Below are 304 nucleotides of genomic sequence, written 5' to 3'. Positions count from 1 at the left end.
GCAGAGCAGACCGGAGGAACGCATGGGCGTGCGCCTGATCGTCGAGGTCATGGATCACTGGTCCGACTTCGGCTTGACGTCTGGCGAGCGCTCCGACCTCGTTGTCATCGCGGAAAACGCCAACGACGCCACCCGCGAGACCTACGGCAGCATCCACGCGCCCTACATCCTGCACCGAGCTGGCGACAAATCGGCCGGTGCCTGGAAGAACGCCATCGGCAAGCTGATGAAGAAGGGAGTTCTCGAACACGTCGTCCGCGACGGCCGGGTGATGTCCGGCGGCTGGGGCCAAACGGCTCAATAC

General features: G+C 64.1%; 1 protein-coding gene. It reads left to right on the top strand.

Annotated features, from left to right (window positions below; all coding sequences use genetic code 11):
* Positions 1 to 22: 22 nt before the first annotated feature.
* On the top strand, positions 23 to 304 hold a 282-nt coding region (locus DEF28_RS27050), incomplete at its 3' end, for a hypothetical protein (RefSeq protein ID WP_147281126.1).

It is taken from the genome of Marinitenerispora sediminis (assembly GCF_003336425.1).
Taxonomy (GTDB): Bacteria; Actinomycetota; Actinomycetes; order Streptosporangiales; family Streptosporangiaceae; genus Marinitenerispora; species Marinitenerispora sediminis.
Note: the sequence above shows the minus strand (reverse complement) of the source record. Positions and strands in the feature narration are given on the sequence as shown.